Source organism: Streptomyces sp. ISL-36 (genome assembly GCF_018614205.1).
In the GTDB taxonomy this organism is placed as follows: domain Bacteria; phylum Actinomycetota; class Actinomycetes; order Streptomycetales; family Streptomycetaceae; genus Streptomyces.
In genome coordinates, this window is the sequence record NZ_JAGGOS010000007.1 from 29939 (window position 1) to 46771 (window position 16833).

Here is a 16833-nt window from a genome sequence, read left to right on the forward strand (position 1 = left end):
ACCGGCGGAGCCGGGGATCAGCCCTCGCTGACGCCCAGCTTCTCCAGGATCAAGACCTTCACGCGCGCCGCGTCCGCCTGGCCGCGGGTCGCCTTCATGACCGCGCCGACCAGGGCGCCGACCGCCGCGACCTTGCCGCCGCGGATCTTGTCGGCGATGGCGGCGTTGGAGGCGATGGCCTCGTCGACCGCCGTGCCGAGCGCCCCCTCGTCGGAGACGACCTTGAGGCCGCGCTTCTCGACGACCTCGTCGGGGCCGCCCTCACCGGCGAGGACGCCCTCGATGACCTGACGAGCCAGCTTGTCGTTGAGATCGCCGGAGGCGACGAGCGCCGCGACCCGGGCCACCTGGGCCGGGGTGATGGGGAGCTCGTCCAGGGCGACACCCGACTCGTTGGCGGAACGGGCCAGCTCGCCCATCCACCACTTGCGGGCCGACGCGGCGTCCGCGCCCGCCTCGATCGTGGCGACGATCGGCTCGACCGCGCCCGCGTTGAGGATCGACTGCATGTCGTGCTCGGAGACGCCCCACTCCTCACGGAGACGGTTGCGGCGCACCCGCGGCAGCTCGGGCAGAGTCGCCCGCAGCTCCTCGACCCACTCCCGGGACGGGGCGACGGGGACGAGGTCGGGCTCCGGGAAGTACCGGTAGTCCTCGGCGTTGTCCTTGATCCGGCCGGAGGTGGTGGAGCCGTCGTCCTCGTGGAAGTGACGGGTCTCCTGCACGATGGTGCCGCCCGACTGGAGGACGGCCGCGTGGCGCTGGATCTCGAAGCGCGCCGCGCGCTCCACGGAGCGGAGCGAGTTGACGTTCTTCGTCTCGGAGCGGGTGCCGAAGACCTTGGTGCCGTGCGGGCGCAGCGACAGGTTCACGTCGCAGCGCATCTGGCCCTTGTCCATCCGCGCCTCGGAGACGCCCAGGGCGCGGATCAGCTCACGCAGCTCGGCGACGTACGCCTTGGCGACCTCGGGGGCACGCTCGCCGGCGCCCTCGATGGGCTTGGTGACGATCTCGATGAGCGGGATGCCGGCCCGGTTGTAGTCGAGCAGCGAGTGCGAGGCGCCGTGGATACGGCCCGTCGCGCCGCCGATGTGCGTCGACTTGCCGGTGTCCTCCTCCATGTGGGCGCGCTCGATCTCCACGCGGAAGATCTCCCCGTCCTCGAGCTGGACGTCCAGATAGCCGTTGAAGGCGATCGGCTCGTCGTACTGCGAGGTCTGGAAGTTCTTCGGCATGTCCGGATAGAAGTAGTTCTTCCGGGCGAAGCGGCACCACTCGGCGATCTCGCAGTTCAGCGCGAGACCGATCTTGATGGCGGACTCGACGCCGATCGCGTTGACGACCGGGAGCGAGCCGGGCAGGCCGAGACAGGTGGGGCAGGTCTGCGAGTTGGCGTCCGCGCCCAGCTCCGTGGAGCAGCCGCAGAACATCTTCGTCTTCGTGCCCAGCTCGACATGGACCTCCAGGCCCATGACGGGGTCGTACGCCGCGAGGGCCGCGTCGTACGACAGCAATTCGGTGACGGTCACAGTGAGACTTTCCCTCTCAGCCCAGCAGGACGTCGTCGTCGCCCAGGCGCTTCAGCTCCCGGTAGAGGATCGCCAGGCCGGTAACGATGGCGGCGGCGGACACGGCGGCGTCGACCAGCCGCAGCATGTCGCCGTCGGTGCGAGCCAGCTTCGCCTGCTTGGCGACGCTGACCGCGCCGAACGCGGTGGTGGCCAGCGACACATAGACGCCGGTCTTCGACTTCTTGAAGTTCTTGGCCTTCTTTGCCATGGCACTCACAGCGACGGAGCCTCCTCAAGCAGCGGGTGTCCCCACTTTTCCACGAAGGCGGCCTCGACCGCGGCGCCGACCTTGTACAGCCGGTCGTCCTTCATGGCGGGGGCGATGATCTGCAGCCCGACCGGCAGACCGTCCTCCGGTGCGAGACCGCAGGGCAGCGACATGGCGGCGTTGCCGGCCAGGTTGGTCGGGATCGTGCACAGGTCCGCGAGGTACATCGCCATCGGGTCGTCGGCGCGCTCGCCGATCGGGAAGGCGGTGGTGGGGGTCGTCGGGGAGACGATCACGTCCACCTGCTCGAAGGCGTTCTCGAACTCGCGGGTGATGAGCGTGCGGACCTTCTGGGCCGAGCCGTAGTACGCGTCGTAGTAGCCGGAGCTCAGCGCGTACGTACCGAGGATGATGCGGCGCTTGACCTCGTCGCCGAAGCCGGCCTCACGGGTGAGGGCGGTGACCTCCTCGGCGGACTTCGTGCCGTCGTCGCCGACCCGCAGGCCGTAGCGCATGGCGTCGAAGCGGGCCAGGTTGGAGGAGCACTCGGACGGCGCGATGAGGTAGTACGCCGAAAGGGCGAGGTCGAAGGTCGGGCAGTCCAGCTCGACGATCTCGGCGCCCAGCGACTTCAGCAGCTCGACGGACTCGTCGAAGCGCTGCACGACACCGGCCTGGTAGCCCTCGCCGCGGAACTGCTTGACGACACCGACGCGCATGCCGGCGACGGAGCCGTTGCGGGCCGCCTCGACGACCGGCGGGACCGGGGCGTCGATGGAGGTCGAGTCGAGCAGGTCGTGCCCGGCGATGGCCTCGTGCAGGAGCGCCGCGTCCAGGACCGTACGGGCGCAGGGGCCGCCCTGGTCGAGGGAGGAGGAGAAGGCCACCATGCCGAAGCGGGAGACCGCGCCGTAGGTCGGCTTGACGCCGACGGTGCCGGTGACGGCGGCGGGCTGGCGGATCGAGCCGCCGGTGTCCGTGCCGATGGCGAGGGGGGCCTCGTAGGCGGCGAGGGCGGCGGAGGAGCCACCGCCGGAGCCGCCGGGGATACGGGTCAGGTCCCAGGGGTTGCCCGTGGGGCCGTACGCGCTGTTCTCGGTGGAGGACCCCATGGCGAACTCGTCCATGTTGGTCTTGCCGAGGATGACGACGTCGGCGGCCTTGAGGTTCTTGACCAGGGTCGCGTCGTACGGCGGGATCCAGCCTTCGAGGATCTTCGAACCGACGGTGGTCGGGATGCCGACCGTGGTGAAGATGTCCTTGAGCGCGAGGGGCACCCCGGCCAGCGGGCCGAGCTTCTCGCCCTTGGCACGCTTCTCGTCCACGGCACGGGCCTGGGCGAGGGCGCCCTCGCGGTCGACGTGGAGGAAGGCGTGGACCTTCTCGTCGACGGCTTCGATACGGGCGAGGTGGGCCTCGGTGACCTCGACGGCGGTGAGCTCGCCGGAGGCGATCTTCCCGGCGATCTCCGCGGCCGTGAGCTTGATGATGGTGTCCGTCATGGTGATTAGTCCTCCCCCAGGATCTGCGGCACCTTGAAACGCTGCTGCTCCTGGGCCGGGGCGCCGGAGAGCGCCTGCTCGGGGGTGAGCGACGGACGGACCTCGTCCGCGCGCATGACGTTGGTCAGCGGCAGCGGGTGGGAGGTCGGCGGTACGTCTTGGTCGGCGACCTCGGAGACGCGGGCGACCGCGCCGATGATGTCGTCGAGCTGACCGGCGAAGTGATCGAGCTCTTCGCCCTTCAGCTCCAGACGCGCCAGCCGTGCGAGGTGGGCGACCTCCTCGCGCGTGATGCCAGGCATGCGATCCTCACGGGGTGAGTTTGATGGTGTTGGGCCCAATCCTATGGGGCCCGCCCCGCTACCCGTGAAACGGTTTGCCCCGGGGCGACCGTGCGACGGCCGCCCCGGGGGTGCGCGAGGCCCGGCGGGCCCCCGCCGGGACTACTGCGCCACCTGGCTCGACGGCTGGTCGAGGTCGATCATCGCCGCCTCCTCCGAGGGCCGGCGCCAGCCGTGCTCGCCCCGGGCCAGGAGCCAGGCCGTGGCCTCGGCGGGCGGCATCGCGGCGGCGACGAGCCAGCCCTGGACCGCGTCGCAGCCGAGGTCGCGCAGGCGCTCCCAGGTCTCGTCGTCCTCGACGCCCTCGGCGACGACGAGCAGGCCGAGCGAGTGCGCCAGGTCGAGCGTGCACCGCACGATCTCCGCGTCCTCCGCGTCGACGGCGAGCCGGGCCACGAAGGAGCGGTCGATCTTCAGCTCGCTCACCGGGAGCCGACGCAGGTGGACCAGGGAGGAGTAGCCGGTGCCGAAGTCGTCCAGGGACATCTTCACGCCGTGCCCGGTCAGGCCGGCCATGGTGTCCGCGGCCCGCTGCGGGTCCTCGAGGAGCACGTGTTCCGTTATCTCCAGCTGCAGCGCGCCGGCCGGGACGCCGTGCCGGGCGAGGCGGGCCGCCACCGCGCCGGCGAAGCCGGGGGTGTGGACGTCGCGCGGGGAGACGTTGACCGCGACAGGAACGTTCAACCCCTGCGACCGCCACTTGGCCACCTGCGCGAGCGCCGTCTCCAGGACGTACTCGGTGAGGTGCGGCATCAGTCCGGAGGACTCGGCGATCGCGATGAACTCGTCCGGAGGGACCCGGCCGCGCTCCGGGTGCACCCAGCGCACCAGGGCCTCCAGGCCGGCGACCTGCCCGTCGAAGCGGACCTTGGGCTGGTAGTGCAGTTCGACCTCGCCGGCGTCCAGCGCCCTGCGCAGGTCGCCGAGGAGCCCGAGCCGGTCGGGGGTGTTGGAGTCGCGCTTGGACTCGTACACCTCGACGCCCGTACGGTCCCGCTTCGCCTGGTACATCGCCACGTCGGCCCGGCGCAGCAGGCCCTCGGCGTCGAGTGCGTGGTCGGGGAAGACCGCGACGCCGGCGCTCGCCTCCAGGACGAGGGTGAGGCCGTCGAGGTCGAGCGGTGAGGAGAGTTCGGCGACCAGGTGGCGGGCGACCCGCTGGGCGCTGGTCGTGGAGTCGGTCGTCGGCAGCAGTACGGCGAACTCGTCGCCGCCGAGCCGTACGGCCTCCGCACCGCGCGGTACGGCGAGCTTGAGCCGCTCGGCGATCTGGAGCAGCAGGCGGTCTCCGGCGAGATGACCGAGGGTGTCGTTGACCGATCGGAAACGGTCGAGGTCGATCAGGACGAGTGCGGAACGTGCACCCTTCCCCTCGGCCTCCTCAAGTGCCGACCAGGCCCGCTGCAGGAGCCACTGCCGGTTCGGCAGCCCGGTGAGCAGGTCCTTGAGCTGCTCCTCGGCGCGGGCGCGGGCGATCCAAAGGGTGGAGTCCAGGGCGATGAGCGGGACGGCGAAGAGCGGCAGCAGCGCCGGCTGGGAGACGGCGACGACGCAGATGAGGGGCGCGATGCCGAGCAGGGCGACGGCGACGAGGCCCTGCCGGAGCAGGGCGGTGCGGGCGACGCTCGGCAGTCCGCCGCCGCGGGGCGCCAGGGCGTACCACAGCAGGAGCCGGGTGACCACGAGATAGGCGGCCGCGGCGAGCGCCACTTCCGGCACGTCCGCGATCCCCCAGTCGGGGGGCCGCCAGGGCCGCTCCACGGTCGGTACGTCTCCGAACAGGGCCAGGACCAGGGCGGCCGCGCCGATGCCGAGGACGTCCACGGCGCCGTGCAGCAGGCCTTGTCGCCAGCGGTGCCGGCGGGCCGCACCGACCAGCACGACGACGGCCATGGAGACGAGTCCGGCGGGCACCCAGCCGTAGAGCAGCAGGACGGCGAGGGTGAGGGCGGCGCCGGAGCCGGTGCCGCCCCACCAGCGGTCGCGGCCGAGCGCGACGAGGTGTCCGACGATGAGTCCCGTCAGGACGGCGAGGGACCAGCCTGCGACGCCGCCGGGGAAGAGCCCGTGGCCGGTGCTCAACGCCTGGTAGAGCCCGGCGGCGAGGACGACGGCCGCGAGGCCGACGATCGCTCCGGGCAGCCCGGAGGTGATGCCCGCGACGGCCGCGCGGCCGGGCGGCCGTGGGACCCGGGCGGAGCTCTCGGTCGGTTTCATTCCGTCCCTCTCACAGCCGGCGGTGCCGTTGCAACGCGATGGGCCGTTGTCATGCCGCCACGACCGGCGGGCCCTACGCAGCCGTGCGCGACAGACGCACGTCACAACAGTAGGCCGAGGAGAGCTCCGACGGGCAGCGCTCTCCCTCTCTTGCCCGAATGCGACCCCGCCACCCGTAACGATCTGGTATGCGCCGAACGGGTGACGTTCCAGGGCCTGCAGACGGAGGGCGGGGTTCCTATCCGGCGACCGGAACCGCTGCCTCCCGAGCGGCCTCCGGACCCTGTTCGAGCAGTACGGCGAAGCCTTCCTCGTCCAGAACCGGAACCTTCAGCTGCATCGCCTTGTCGTACTTGGAGCCCGGATTGTCGCCGACGACCACGAAGTCGGTCTTCTTCGAAACGGAACCGGTCACCTTCGCTCCGAGGCTCTGGAGCGACTCTTTTGCGCCATCCCTGGTGAAGTTCTGCAGGGTGCCGGTCACCACGACCGTCAGACCCTCCAGCGGCCGTGGCCCCTGGTCCTCCCCGGCGCCTTCCTCCTCCAGACGGACCCCGGCCTCGCGCCACTTGCGCACGATCTCGCGGTGCCACTCCTCGGCGAACCACTGCTTCACCGCGGTCGCGATGATCCCGCCGACACCCTCGACGGCCGCCAGCTCCTCCTCGCTCGCCTGCTCGATCCGCTCCAGGGAGCGGAACTCACGGGCCAGGGCCTGGGCCGCGACCGGCCCCACATGACGGATCGACAGACCGTTGATGAACCGGGCCAGCGGGCGCGTCTTGGCGTCCTCGATGTTCTTCAGCATCGCCAGGGCGTTCTTCTTCGGCTCGCCCTTCTGGTTGGCGAAGACGGTGACGATCTTCTCCTCGCCCGTCTTCGGGTCCCGCTTGGGCAGCCCGCTGTCCGGGTCCAGGACGTATGCCTTGATGGGCAGCAGTTGCTCGATCGTCAGGTCGAACAGATCGCCCTCGTCGACCAGCGGCGGCTCGGCGGGCTCGAGCGGCCGGGTCAGCGCCGCCGCGGCCACCGCACCGAAGTTCTCGATGTCCAGGCTCTCGCGGCCGGCCAGGTAGAAGAGACGTTCACGCAGCTGCGCCGGGCAGGTCCGCGCGTTGGGGCAGCGCAGATCGATGTCCCCCGCCTTCATGGCCTTGAGCGGCGTCCCGCACTCGGGACACTCGGCCGGCATCACGAACTCCCGCTCCGTGCCGTCCCGCAGGTCGGCGACCGGGCCGAGGATCTCCGGGATGACGTCACCCGCCTTGCGCAGCACGACCGTGTCCCCGATCAGCACGCCCTTGGCCTTCACCACCTCCTGGTTGTGGAGGGTGGCGAACTCGACCTCGGAGCCCGCGACCGTGACCGGCTCCACCTGCGCGTACGGCGTGACACGACCGGTCCGGCCGACACCGACCTTGATGTCGACCAGCTTGGTGTTGACCTCCTCCGGGGCGTACTTCCAGGCGATCGCCCAGCGCGGGGCGCGCGCGGTGGAGCCGAGCCGGCCCTGGAGCGGGATCTCGTCCAGCTTGACGACGACCCCGTCGATCTCGTGCTCCACGGAGTGCCGGTGCTCGCCGAAGTACGCGATGAATGCGCGTACCTCGTCGAGGGAGTCGAGCACCTTGTTGTGCCGGGCGGTCGGCAGACCCCACTCGCGCAGCAGGTCGTACGCCTGTGAGAGACGGGTGATGTCGAAGCCCTCACGGGCGCCGATGCCGTGGACCACCATGTGCAGCGGGCGGGTCGCGGTGACCTTGGGGTCCTTCTGGCGCAGCGAACCGGCCGCCGCGTTGCGCGGGTTGGCGAAGGGCTTGTCCCCGGCTTCGACCAGGCGGGCGTTGAGCCCCTCGAAGGCCTCCATCGGGAAATAGACCTCACCGCGGATCTCGACCAGATCCGGGATCCGGTCTCCGCGCAGCCGGTCCGGGATGTCCGCGATCGTCCGGACGTTGGGCGTGATGTCCTCGCCCGTCCGCCCGTCGCCGCGGGTGGCGGCCCGGGTCAGCCGCCCGCGCTCGTACGTGAGGTTCACGGCGAGGCCGTCGACCTTCAGCTCGCACAGGAAGTGATGGTCGGCGGAGCCCACGTCACGGGCGATCCGCTCCGCCCACGCGGCCAGTTCGAGGTCGTCGAAGGCGTTGTCGAGGGAGAGCATGCGCTCGCGGTGCTCGACGGAGGTGAATTCGGTCTCGTACTGACCCGCGACCTTCTGGGTCGGCGAGTCCGGCGTGCGCAGCTCCGGGTACTCCTCCTCCAGCGCCTCAAGGGAGCGCAGGAGCGTGTCGAACTCGGCGTCGCTGATGACCGGCTGGTCCTTCACGTAGTACCGGAAGCGGTGCTCCTCGATCCGCTCGGCCAGCTCGGCGTGCTTCTCCCGTGCCTCGGCGGGCAGGGCCCCCTGTTCGACTGCCACCGTTCTCGTCCTCCCGTTACCTACAGACCAACACGTCGACCCGTCACTCAGGGTTGTCCGCGAGCGAGCGCGCCGCCCGGGCGCAGTGGGCGAGCGCCGCGCGGGCGTAGGCGGGCGAAGCGCCCGCGAGCCCGCACGTCGGGGTGATCACGACGGACTCGGCGAGAGTCCCCGGATTCAGCCCCAGCCTGCGCCACAGCGTCCTGACACCCATGACGCTACCGCCCGGGTCGGACAATGGGGCGTCGGCGGAGGGCACCACGCCCGCGAAGAGGATGGTGCCGGACTCCACGGCCTCACCGATCGAGTCCTCGTCACGTTCGGTGAGCAGCGAGAAGTCGAACGAGACACCGGCGACCCCGGCCCTGCGCAGGAGCGCGAACGGTACGTCGGGGGCGCAGGAGTGCACGACGACCGGGCCGTCGTGGACCGCCGACACCTCGCGCAGGGCGCTCTCCACGACCTGCCGGTCGACGGCGCGGTGGGTGCGGTAGCCGCTGGCGGTACGGACGTGTCCGCGCAGGACGGCCGTCAGGGAGGGCTCGTCGAGCTGGAGGACGACGCGGGCGCCGGGGACCCTCTTGCGGAGCTCGGCGAGGTGGTCGCGCAGCCCCTCGGCGAGGGAGCCCGCCAGGTCCCGGCAGGCGCCGAGGTCCCCCAGGGCCGCCTCGCCGCCGCGCAGTTCCAGGGCGGCGGCGAGCGTCCAGGGGCCCACCGCCTGGACCTTGAGCGGCCCTCGGTAGCCCTGGGTGAACTCCTCCAGGGCGTCGAGGTCCTCGCCGAGCCAGGACCGGGCGCGCCGGGTGTCCCGGCCGGGCCGGTCGCTGACCCGCCAGCCGCTCGGCTCCACGTGCGCGTACATCTCGACGAGCATCCCGATGGTCCGCCCGATCATGTCCGCGCCGGGACCTCGGGCCGGAAGCTCCGGGAGGAAGGGGAAGCCCTCGAAGGAGCCGGTGGCGGTCCTGGCGGCCTCCCGGGCGTCCCCGCCCGGCAGGGAGCCGACGCCGGTCGCGGGGCCCCAGGCGAAGGGCGCGTTCTCGGTGCTGTGCTCGGCGCTGTGCTCGGCGTTCTTCTCGTCGTTCGTCTCGCTCACCCGGGAAGCGTACGCGGCGCTACCGTCCCGGACGGACCGTCAGGTCGTTGATCTCCGCGTCGCGCGGCAGGTCGATCGCCGTGAGGATCGCCGTCGCGACCGACTCGGGGTCGATCCACCGTGACGCGTCGTACTCCTTGCCCTCCTGCTGGTGGACCTTCGCCTGCATGGGGCTCGCGGTCCGCCCGGGGTAGACGGAGGTGACCCGGACGCCGTTGCCGTGCTCCTCCTGGCGCAGGGAGTCGGCGAGCGCCTTCAGTCCGTGCTTGGAGGCGGCGTAGGCGCTCCACTCGGCGTGGGCGTTGAGCCCGGCGCCCGAGTTGACGAAGACCACATGGCCGTGGGAGACGCGCAGCTGCGGCAGGAAGTGCCGGGTCAGCTCGGCGGGCGCGACGAGGTTGACGTTCAGCTGGTGGCGCCAGGTCTTCGGCGTGAGCTCACCGACCGGGCCGAGGTCGACGACGCCCGCGATGTGCAGGAGGGAGTCGACCCGCTCCGGCAGGCTCTGGTGCGAGAACGCCCAGGAGAGCCGGTCGGGGTCGGCGAGATCGCCGACGAGCGTCCGGGACCCGGGGAACTCCGCCGCCAGCTCCTTGGCACGGCCGGCGTCGCGCGCGTGCAGCACGAGTTCGTCCCCGCGCGCGTGGAGACGGCGGGCGACGGCGGCACCGATGCCGGAACCCGCCCCGGTGATCACATGAGTAGCCATGGAAGCCATGGTCCCATCTGGGTCAGGATGAGGCAGCGGGGGCGGGCGTCTCGGCGGACCAGAATTCGGAGCGGACGTTGGGCGTGGGGATCTGGCCGAGGGGGTAGGCGGGGGCGTTGGGCTTGCTGGTGGGCTCGGCGACCTCGGACTCGTCGACGCACGGGGTGATGACGTCGAAGAACGCCTGCCCCTTGTACCCGACACTGATGGCGAGCTGGAATCCGTCGGACGACCTGGCGAAGATGGCCGGCATCTCCCGGTCCTGGTTCACGCCGGTGATCTCGTAGCCGCTCTTCTTCCAGAACCGCTCGATCACTCCGAGGAAATTGCCGCGCCGCTGCTCGGAGATGACGGTCGTGACGGTACGGCGCCGCGTCACCGTACAACTGCCGGCAGTGGTCGTGGCGTGGTCCCACTGGACCTCCGGTACGACCGCGCTCAGCGTCGCGTCCAGCATCGCGTCCGCACGGTCCGCCGCATCCTGCATGTTCATGTCCGCCGTTGCTCCTCCACCGCCCAGAATTCCACACGCCGCGAGTACCACGCCCGCCAGGATGACGGGGACGGCAACCCGGGCCGCCCGTCCCAGTCGCTTCATCGGTGCTCCTCCGTAGTGATCTTGTCGGGTTTCCCGGCGACGATCCTGGCGATGTTGTTCGCGGACTCTGGGTCCAGTTCCGGCGTGAAGTACTGGGAGTGGGCGTCGAAGCCGCCGCCCTCCAGCACCATTCGGGGCCCGTCATCCACCTTGAAGCGGCGGGCCCCGAAGGCCTCGCTGGCCGGGTCCTTGCCGAAGTACACGTCGTCGTTCCCCCAGTCGAGGAGGTCACGGGCGACCAGCACGCCCGTCGGACCTCCCATCAGCATGCCGAGCGCGGACTCGTCCTTCGACGGCAGGTGCGTGACCGGGTCGTTGTCGGCCGCGCCGACGAAGACGTGGTCCCTGCCCACCCCGAGGCCCTGCGCCTTGTCGACGCCGACGCCGGGGCTTCCGAGCAGGATGACGTCGTCCACGCCTGGTACCCCGCCGGACCGCTGGGCGGCCGTGCCGACGGTGAGCGAACCGTAGGAATGCCCGATCGCCGTCACATGGGGGTCCTTTATCCCGGGTACAGCGGCGACTGCCCGTTGCCGCCGAGGCCCGGCGGTTCCAGGGGGAGGCGCGAGCTGCCCTGGACCTTGCTGCCGGGAGCCTCCTTCTTCGCCCCGGTGAGGTCCTCGACCTCAGCGGCCGGATAGCTCACGGAGCCGTCCTCATGGACGGAGAAATTCAGGGCGGCGGCGTCCTCCAGGGCCTGCTTCAACTGGCGCTGCGGCTCCGCCAGGTCGGCGGCGAGGGCGTTGAGGGCCGTGCGGATCAGGCCGCACTCGGTCTGCAGGTACTGGTAGTTGCGGCTCAGTCGCTGGAGCCTGCCGAGGGCCGCATCGGCCGACTCGCTCTCCTGGGTCTCGCGGAGCTTCGCAGACATGGCCCGGTCGACGCGTACACGATCGGATTCGGAGCGGCCCGAGACCTCGTGCCACGTGTCGCCCGCGTCCTCGAACTCGGACGGCTTGAGGTCCCGGAGCTGCTGCCACGTGAGGGCGGTCGCCGTCACTTCGCACCCGCCTTGTCGCCGGAGCTGTCGACGGCCTTGAACGACTTCTCGATCGCGACCTCGGTCTCGCCCATCTCCTTGGCGACCTTGAGCAGGGTCCCTTCGAGCTGGTCGCACTCGTCCCGCACGGCCGCGAGGCGGTCCTCCCAGGACTTCAGCACGCTCGTGAGGGACGCGACGGAAGCGAAGCCGGCCGCACCGGCGGAGACGCCCTCGTGTCCCGGGCGCAGGGCGGCCCGGCTCTTCTCGGTGCTGGTGCGCAGTTCGCCGGAGGTCCCGGAGGCGCTGGTCCAGGGGCCGCCGCTGTGCTTCAGGTTCCCGGCGCCTGTTCCGGACCCGCCCTGGGAAGCGGTGGAGGCGAGAGTCATACGGGCCCCGCCGACGATCACCGCCTCCTCCTGAGGCCTGAACAACTCCTGCCAACGCTCCGAATAGGACACGAGCGTCCTCCCCCGTTCTTCCCCGCTTGCACTCATGCGCCGCGATCACGCCCCGCGAGATTAACGCAGCTCAGACAGGCGTACGCGAACGCGAACGGATCAGCACGAGAGCAGGGGCCTGCTCTGTAGCAGGAGCCTTGGACCGGCACAAGAGCGGAGCGGCTCACCTGTCGCCCGGGCGGGCCCGTTCGCGAACTCAGCGGATGCCGACCGACTCCTCCAGGTAGGCCAGCGCCGCCACCCCGTCCTCCGCGAAGAAGACGAGGTCGGTGAGGGGCAGCGGCAGGAAGCCCTCGGCCTCCATCCGGCGGAACTGGGTCTTCAGGCCGTCGTAGAAACCGGCCGAGTTCAGCAGCACCACCGGCTTGGTGTGCTTGCCGTGCTTCCGCAGCTCCAGGACCTCGGTGGCCTCGTCGAGCGTGCCGGTGCCGCCGACCATGATGACGATCGCGTCGGCCTTGGCGAGCAGCAGCGCCTTCCGCTCGGCGAGGTCCCCGGCGAAGATCATCTCGTCCGCGTCCTGCCTTGCCTTCGCGGCGAGGAAGTCGACCGAGACGCCGACGAGCCGGCCGCCCGCCTCCTGGACGCCGTCGGCGACGACCTTCATCAGGCCGACGTCCGAGCCGCCCCAGACCAGGGTGTGACCGGCCTTTCCGAGGAGCTCGGCGAACTCACGGGCCGGGCCGGTGTAGCGCTCGTCGAGGTCGGCGGCGGAGAGGAAGACGCAGATGTTCATGGGCTCCACCGTAGGCCACGGCGGCGCCGGGCAAGATCCTCCGGGAAATACCGTCGGGCGCCGATGAGTTCCGGGAGCGGCTCCGGTCGTAAGAGGCATGGACGAGGCGAACAGCACGCTGAGCAGGGTCCGGGGACGGGTCGTGTCGGGGGACGGGACGCGGATCGCGTACGAGCGGCGCGGCGAGGGGCCGCCGGTGATCCTGGTGAGCGGGGCCCTGTGCACCGCCGAGAGCGAGCGGCCGCTGGCCGAGCTCCTCGCGCCGCACTTCTCGGTGGTGACGTACGACCGGCGGGGGCGCGGCGGGAGCGGCGACACCCGGCCGTACACCGTGGAGCGGGAGATCGACGATCTGGCGGCGCTGCTCGACGAGGTGGGCGGCCGGGCGGGGGTGCACGGCATGTCGTCGGGCGGGGCGCTGGCGCTGGCCGCGGCGGGGGCCGGACTGAGCATCGGGCAGCTGTCGGTCTACGAGCCGCCGTTCTCGGCGGAGCCGGGGGCGCGGGAGACGTACGCGGCGCGCCGCCACCGCCTGACCGGACTGCTCGACCGGGGGGAGCGGGGGGCGGCCCTGGAACTGTTCCTGGCCGACGCTGCGGCGCCGGAGGCGCTGGCCGGGATGCGCGGCTCGGCGGCATGGCCGGCCCTGGAGGCGGTGGCGCACACCCTCGCGTACGACCAGGCGGTCCTGGGCGACGGCACGGTGCCGGCCGAGCGGCTCGCGGGGATCCACGCGCGCGTGCTGGTGGTCGACGGCGGCGCGAGCCCGGCGTGGACGCGCCGCGCGGCGCAGCTCGTCTCGACGGCCCTCCCCCGGGGTCGCCACCGCACGCTGACGGGCCAGACGCACGCGGTGGCGCCGCACGTCCTGGCGCCGGTCCTGGACGCCTTCTTCGCCGATGAGTGAGGCGGGCGGAGGGAGAGGGCACGTCTGAGCCGTCCGTCCCGCCTGGGACGGGAGCCGACCGCCCCGAGCCGGCCCGCCCCGGACGCGTCAGACGGAGGCGGCCGTGCGCCGGGCCGTCGTCGCGATCGTCGCCGAGCCGACCACGCGCGTGCCGTCGTACAGCACGATCGCCTGCCCCGGGGCCACGCCCCGGACGGGCTCGTCGAAGCTCACCCGCAGCTCGCCTCCGACCAGCTCGGCCGTCACGTCGGTCTCGCCGCCGTGGGCGCGCAGCTGGGCGGTGTAGCGGCCGGCACCCTCGGGGGCCGTCCCGCACCAGCGGGGCTTGATGGCGGTCAGGGCGGTGACGTCGAGCGCCTCCACCGGGCCGACCGTGACCGTGTTGTTCACCGGGGAGATGTCCAGGACGTAGCGCGGCTTGCCGTCCGGCGCCGGGTGGCCGATCCGCAGGCCCTTGCGCTGTCCGATGGTGAAGCCGTACGCACCCTCGTGGGTGCCCACCCTCGTACCGGACTCGTCGACGATGTCGCCCTCCGCGCGGCCGAGGCGCGAGGCCAGGAAGCCCTGGGTGTCGCCGTCGGCGATGAAGCAGATGTCGTGGCTGTCGGGCTTCTTCGCCACCGCGAGACCGCGCCGCTCCGCCTCCGCCCGGATCTCGTCCTTGGTGGTGAGGGTGTCGCCCAGCGGGAACATCGCGTGGGCGAGCTGCTTCTCGTCCAGGACGCCGAGGACGTACGACTGGTCCTTGGCCATGTCCGAGGCCCGGTGCAGCTCGCGCGAGCCGTCCTCGTTCAGGACGACCGTGGCGTAGTGACCGGTGCAGACCGCGTCGAAGCCGAGCGCCAGCGCCTTGTCGAGCAGCGCCGCGAACTTGATCTTCTCGTTGCAGCGCAGACACGGGTTGGGGGTGCGGCCCGCTTCGTACTCCGCGACGAAGTCGTCGACGACGTCCTCGCGGAACCGCTCGGCGAGGTCCCAGACGTAGAAGGGGATGCCGATGACGTCCGCCGCGCGGCGGGCGTCGCGGGAGTCCTCGATGGTGCAGCAGCCGCGGGCGCCGGTGCGGAAGGACTGCGGGTTCGCGGAGAGCGCGAGGTGCACCCCGGTGACGTCGTGCCCGGCTTCGGCGGCTCGGGCGGCGGCGACGGCGGAGTCCACGCCGCCCGACATGGCGGCAAGGACACGGAGAGTCTTAGTCATAGCCCTACCAGGGTACGGGGCCGGGGAACCAAGACCCCGCGCGGATGCGTTCAGGCTGACATGGGGAGCGAGAAGAAGCGGGGGGTGGGGCGGCGAGCCGTCCTGCTCGGCGGCGGCGCGGCGGTCGTGGGTACGGCGGTGCTGGCCCGGGACGAGCTGGGACGCGCCTGGTGGCGGCTGCCGGGCACGGAGCGGAAGCGGGTCGAGGGCGAGCTCGACCACAAGGGCGCCGACTGGAGCGCCGCGGCCCGTGCGAACTGGCGGCGGGCCGACCGGCCGGACGACTACACGATCGACCGGGTGGTGATCCATGTCGTCCAGGGCAGTTACGCGACCGCGCTGAAGGTCTTCCGGAACCCCGGGCACGGGGCGGCCACCCACTACGTCGTCCGCAAGGACGGTCATGTGGCGCAGATGATCCGTGAACTCGACGTGGCGTTCCACGCCGGGAACCGTGACATGAACGAGCGGAGCGTCGGCATCGAGCACGAGGGCTTCGTCGACCGGCCGCAGGACTTCACGGCGGCCATGTACGAGAGCTCGGCGCGGCTGACGGCGGGGATATGCGCCCGGTACGCGATTCCGCTCGACCGGGAGCACATCATCGGGCACGTGGAGGTCGAGGGCACCGACCACACCGACCCCGGCCCGCACTGGGACTGGCCGCGCTACATCAAGCTCGTACGGGAGGCGGCCACGAAGCTCACGTGAGACCGGCGGTCCGGGCGCGTTCGACGGCCGGACCGATCGCGCCGGCGACGGCGACCACGTCCTCCTTGGTGGAGGTGTGGCCGAGGGTGAAGCGCAGGGTGCCCCGGGCGAGGTCCGGGGCGGTGCCGGTGGCGAGCAGGACGTGGCTGGGCTGGGCGACACCGGCCGTGCAGGCGGAGCCGGTGGAGCACTCGATGCCCTGGGCGTCGAGCAGCAGGAGCAGGGAGTCGCCCTCGCAGCCGGGGAAGCTGAAGTGGGCGTTGGCGGGGAGCCGGTCCACCGGGTCCCCGCCGAGGACGGCGTCGGGGACGGCCGCGTGCACGGCCGCGACGAGGTCGTCGCGGAGCCCGCCGATCTCGCGGGCGAACTCGGCGCGCCGCTCGTCGGCGAGCTGTCCGGCCACGGCGAAGGCGGCGATGGCCGGTACGTCGAGGGTGCCCGAGCGGACATGGCGCTCCTGGCCCCCGCCGTGCAGGACGGGCACGGGGCTGTACTCGCGGCCCAGGAGCAGCGCGCCGATGCCGTACGGGCCGCCGATCTTGTGGCCGGAGACGGTCATGGCGGCGAGGCCGGACGCGGCGAAGTCGACCGGGATCTGACCGAGGGCCTGGACCGCGTCGGCGTGCAGCGGAACATCGAACTCGCGCGCCACATCGGCGAGTTCACGGACCGGCATGACCGTCCCGATCTCGTTGTTCGCCCACATGACGGTGACGAGCGCGACGGTCTGGGGCTCGCGGGCGATGGCCTCCCGCAGGGCGTCGGGGTGGACGCGGCCGTACCGGTCGACGGGGAGGTACTCGACGGTGGCGCCCTCGTGGGTGGCGAGCCAGTCGACGGCGTCCAGTACGGCGTGGTGCTCGACAGGGCTGGCCAGGACCCGTGTACGGGCGGGGTCGGCGTCGCGTCGGGCCCAGTACAGGCCCTTGACGGCGAGGTTGTCGGCCTCGGTGCCGCCGGAGGTGAAGACGACCTCGCTGGGCCGGCCCCCCAGGGCGGCAGCGAGGGTCTCCCGCGCCTCCTCGACGGCCCGGCGCGCGCGCCGCCCGGCGGCGTGCAGGGAGGAGGCGTTGCCGGTGACGGCGAGCTGGGCGGTCATCGCCTCGATCGCCTCGGGGAGCATCGGCGTGGTCGCGGCGTGGTCGAGGTAAGCCATGGTGCTCTGATTCTACGAGCCC

The 16833-nt window shown here is 71.7% G+C and carries 15 protein-coding genes and 1 pseudogene; 2 read left to right on the top strand and 14 right to left on the bottom strand.

The features are described from left to right. Positions 1–17: 17 nt before the first annotated feature. The 12 genes and pseudogenes from gatB to J7E93_RS01185 form a co-directional block, all read right to left on the bottom strand. Positions 18–1529 (bottom strand): Asp-tRNA(Asn)/Glu-tRNA(Gln) amidotransferase subunit GatB, encoded by a 1512-nt coding sequence (gene gatB, locus J7E93_RS01130; RefSeq protein WP_215065264.1) that lies wholly within the window; start codon positions 1527–1529, stop codon positions 18–20. A 16-nt stretch (positions 1530–1545) separates the two neighbouring features. Beyond that, complete coding sequence (locus J7E93_RS01135; RefSeq protein WP_215065332.1) at positions 1546–1779, bottom strand: hypothetical protein; 234 nt, start codon at positions 1777–1779, stop codon at positions 1546–1548. Between the two features lie 5 nt (positions 1780–1784). Further along, on the bottom strand, positions 1785–3281 hold the full coding sequence (gatA, locus tag J7E93_RS01140; RefSeq protein ID WP_215065266.1) for an Asp-tRNA(Asn)/Glu-tRNA(Gln) amidotransferase subunit GatA: 1497 nt from the start codon (positions 3279–3281) through the stop codon (positions 1785–1787). Between the two features lie 5 nt (positions 3282–3286). Next, positions 3287–3583 (bottom strand): Asp-tRNA(Asn)/Glu-tRNA(Gln) amidotransferase subunit GatC, encoded by a 297-nt coding sequence (gatC, locus tag J7E93_RS01145; RefSeq protein ID WP_015036350.1) that lies wholly within the window; start codon positions 3581–3583, stop codon positions 3287–3289. A 141-nt stretch (positions 3584–3724) separates the two neighbouring features. Then, on the bottom strand, positions 3725–5839 hold the full coding sequence (locus tag J7E93_RS01150) for a bifunctional diguanylate cyclase/phosphodiesterase (RefSeq protein ID WP_215065269.1): 2115 nt from the start codon (positions 5837–5839) through the stop codon (positions 3725–3727). Positions 5840–6077: 238 nt separating this feature from the next. Beyond that, positions 6078–8258 carry an NAD-dependent DNA ligase LigA gene (ligA, locus tag J7E93_RS01155; protein WP_215065271.1) on the bottom strand — a complete coding sequence of 727 codons (2181 nt, stop codon included), beginning with the start codon at positions 8256–8258 and terminating at the stop codon, positions 6078–6080. Between the two features lie 43 nt (positions 8259–8301). Then, entirely contained in the window at positions 8302–9354 is a 1053-nt protein-coding gene (locus J7E93_RS01160; RefSeq protein WP_215065272.1) for a methionine synthase, read from the bottom strand. A gap of 19 nt (positions 9355–9373) precedes the next feature. After that, complete coding sequence (locus tag J7E93_RS01165) at positions 9374–10072, bottom strand: SDR family oxidoreductase (protein WP_215065279.1); 699 nt, start codon at positions 10070–10072, stop codon at positions 9374–9376. Between the two features lie 13 nt (positions 10073–10085). Continuing rightward, positions 10086–10556 (bottom strand): hypothetical protein, encoded by a 471-nt coding sequence (locus J7E93_RS01170; protein ID WP_251065860.1) that lies wholly within the window; start codon positions 10554–10556, stop codon positions 10086–10088. Positions 10557–10657: 101 nt separating this feature from the next. After that, positions 10658–11661: pseudogene (locus J7E93_RS38260) on the bottom strand (alpha/beta hydrolase). Continuing rightward, positions 11658–12101 (bottom strand): hypothetical protein, encoded by a 444-nt coding sequence (locus J7E93_RS01180; protein WP_215065283.1) that lies wholly within the window; start codon positions 12099–12101, stop codon positions 11658–11660. The pseudogene J7E93_RS38260 and the gene J7E93_RS01180 overlap by 4 nt, the downstream one beginning before the upstream one ends. A gap of 196 nt (positions 12102–12297) precedes the next feature. Then, positions 12298–12837 (bottom strand): TIGR00730 family Rossman fold protein, encoded by a 540-nt coding sequence (locus J7E93_RS01185; RefSeq protein WP_215065285.1) that lies wholly within the window; start codon positions 12835–12837, stop codon positions 12298–12300. 97 nt (positions 12838–12934) lie between these two features. On the opposite strand from J7E93_RS01185, the gene J7E93_RS01190 reads away from it, so the two are divergent. Next, the gene (locus tag J7E93_RS01190; RefSeq protein WP_215065287.1) at positions 12935–13744 is read left to right on the top strand and encodes an alpha/beta fold hydrolase; all 810 of its coding nucleotides are present in this window, start codon (positions 12935–12937) and stop codon (positions 13742–13744) included. Positions 13745–13831: 87 nt separating this feature from the next. On the opposite strand, the gene mnmA is transcribed toward J7E93_RS01190, so the two are convergent. Beyond that, complete coding sequence (gene mnmA, locus J7E93_RS01195; RefSeq protein ID WP_215065289.1) at positions 13832–14944, bottom strand: tRNA 2-thiouridine(34) synthase MnmA; 1113 nt, start codon at positions 14942–14944, stop codon at positions 13832–13834. A gap of 60 nt (positions 14945–15004) precedes the next feature. Between mnmA and J7E93_RS01200 the strand changes: the two genes are divergently transcribed. After that, positions 15005–15655 (top strand): N-acetylmuramoyl-L-alanine amidase, encoded by a 651-nt coding sequence (locus J7E93_RS01200; RefSeq protein ID WP_215065291.1) that lies wholly within the window; start codon positions 15005–15007, stop codon positions 15653–15655. Here the strand turns inward: J7E93_RS01200 and J7E93_RS01205 are convergent. Beyond that, a complete protein-coding gene (locus J7E93_RS01205; protein WP_215065293.1) occupies positions 15648–16811 on the bottom strand; it encodes a cysteine desulfurase family protein in 1164 nt (387 codons plus the stop codon). The genes J7E93_RS01200 and J7E93_RS01205 overlap by 8 nt on opposite strands. Between the last annotated feature and the right edge of the window lie 22 nt (positions 16812–16833).